Origin of the sequence: Actinoplanes sp. NPDC026623, from assembly GCF_040638275.1 — a bacterium.
In the GTDB taxonomy this organism is placed as follows: Bacteria; Actinomycetota; Actinomycetes; order Mycobacteriales; family Micromonosporaceae; genus Actinoplanes.
The window spans coordinates 1-1,654 of the sequence record NZ_JBEZXZ010000427.1 but is presented as its reverse complement, the minus strand read 5'-3'; the positions used below and the strand labels follow the sequence as shown (position 1 = coordinate 1,654).

General features: G+C 72.1%; 3 protein-coding genes and 1 pseudogene. 3 read left to right on the top strand and 1 reads right to left on the bottom strand.

The window, feature by feature from the left end; genetic code table 11:
• Positions 1–316 (top strand): annotated as a pseudogene (locus tag AB0F10_RS45500) (MFS transporter); the annotation flags it as partial.
• A gap of 25 nt (positions 317–341) precedes the next feature.
• Here the strand turns inward: AB0F10_RS45500 and AB0F10_RS45495 are convergent.
• Positions 342–752: a hypothetical protein gene (locus AB0F10_RS45495; protein WP_360640834.1), complete on the bottom strand. Its 411-nt coding sequence runs from the start codon at positions 750–752 to the stop codon at positions 342–344.
• Between the two features lie 8 nt (positions 753–760).
• Between AB0F10_RS45495 and AB0F10_RS45490 the strand changes: the two genes are divergently transcribed.
• Both AB0F10_RS45490 and AB0F10_RS45485 read left to right on the top strand, forming a co-directional pair.
• The gene (locus AB0F10_RS45490) at positions 761–1,108 is read left to right on the top strand and encodes a VOC family protein (protein WP_360640832.1); all 348 of its coding nucleotides are present in this window, start codon (positions 761–763) and stop codon (positions 1,106–1,108) included.
• 135 nt (positions 1,109–1,243) lie between these two features.
• Complete coding sequence (locus tag AB0F10_RS45485) at positions 1,244–1,645, top strand: hypothetical protein (RefSeq protein ID WP_360640830.1); 402 nt, start codon at positions 1,244–1,246, stop codon at positions 1,643–1,645.
• Positions 1,646–1,654: the final 9 nt, after the last annotated feature.

Here is a 1,654-nt window from a genome sequence, read left to right as displayed (position 1 = left end):
CCTGCCGGCGGCGGCCGCCGCCGGGGTGCTGGTCCTCGCGCTGCTCGCGGCGAGCGCCGCCGAGGTCCTCTCCGAGGCCGGGGCGTGGTCCCTCGCCTTCGAACTCGCCGACGCCCGCAACCCGGGCGCCTACCAGGGGATCAGCCAGACCGGCTTCGCCGCCGGCACCATGCTCGCCCCGGCGGTCGTCACCGGCACCGCCATCGCGCACGGCGCTCCCGGCTGGCTCCTGCTCGCGACCATGTTCGTGGCCGCCGGCGCCGGCACCCACCGCCTCGCCACCCTGCCCACCCTGCGGCCCGCCGACTCCGAGTAGCGGATTCGGGCCGGGCCCGCCGGATCTACAGCAGTGACCTTCCGAGCGAAGCGCAGAGGGCGCACATGACGACGAAGAGCAGCGCCGCCGTCGTGCCCTTCACGTCGCCGCCCCTGCCGCGCCACCGCACCGGAAACCGGTTCGGCTCGACTGCCTGGCCGCGCCGGATCGCGTACCAGGAAAGCAGATTGAGCGCCGCCGAGCCGCAGCCGATGAACAGCAGCCCCCTACCGCCGGTGGCGGCCGTGGCCCACGTGCCGAGAAACCCGGCCAGCCCGAGCAGGAACAGCCCGCGCATCCGGCGCGCCCAGCCCTCGGCGGCGCGCCGCTCGTCCGTCGTGAGCCGTCGCCCATCGGCGATGACATCCTGCTCGATCTGGTCCGTCGCGCTCGACTCGGCGACGTCGTCCGGCGTGCGGCCCGGGTGTTTCGGCATGCCGGGCAGTGTCGCACGGCCTAGTGATCGACTGCCCTGACCCGTCATCGCTGGCGCGCTTCTACGAAGCGGTGCTCGGGATGCGGCGAGTCCAGGACGAGGAGGACTGGGTCGTCATCGGTGACGCCCCCAACCGCCCAGGACTGGCGTTTCAACGCGTGGCCGACTTCCGGGCACCACAATGGCCGGACGGCGATCAGCGACAGCAGATGCATCTCGACATCCGGGTCGCCGACCTCGACGAGGCCGAGACGCTGGTAACCGGGCTCGGGGCACGACGGCTGCCGGGAGGCGGGGAACGGTTCCGGGTCTACGCCGACCCGGCGGGACATCCGTTCTGCCTCGTGCGCTTCTGACAGCCTCCTCCGGCGGGACAACACGACGTTTACCGCCTTGTCGCATTTTCGCCATATCGGCCGCATAAATTGTGAAAGCCCCTCGTTCAAGGACGGCGGCACTCGGCACCCCTGGCACTCCCTCGAAGGGAACACATGAGATCCCGCATCATCGCCGCCGCCGCTCTCGGCGCAGTGATGGCCCTGCCCGCCACTCCGGCCCTGGCCGCGACGCCCAGAACGTTCGGCACGTCCGTCGACGGCACCTGCGACACCGCCACCGGCGAGTGGGTCGTCGACTGGGCGATCACCAACCAGTCGGATACCTCCGCGCTGCTCATCGTGGTGGAGTCGACCCCGCCGGCCTCCCGCCTCGGTTCCCTTCCGGCGCCGCCGGCCGGTGGCACAACGCACGCCGTCCAGCGGATCCCCGGCGACAGCGCGGGCGCCCGCCTCGACTACATCGCGGTGTGGACCGACTACCCGGGCGGCAGCTACCGCAGCATCGCCGACTTCGCGGCTCCCGGCCTGTGCGAGCAGGCACCGCCTTCCGCATAGTCCGGCGCG

What these genes read in the sequence shown, in the direction of transcription:
- AB0F10_RS45485 (WP_360640830.1), top strand. Translation starts at nt 1,244, where the DNA reads ATGAGATCCCGCATCATCGCCGCCGCCGCTCTCGGCGCAGTGATGGCC.
- AB0F10_RS45495 (WP_360640834.1), bottom strand. Translation starts at nt 752, where the DNA reads ATGCCGAAACACCCGGGCCGCACGCCGGACGACGTCGCCGAGTCGAGC.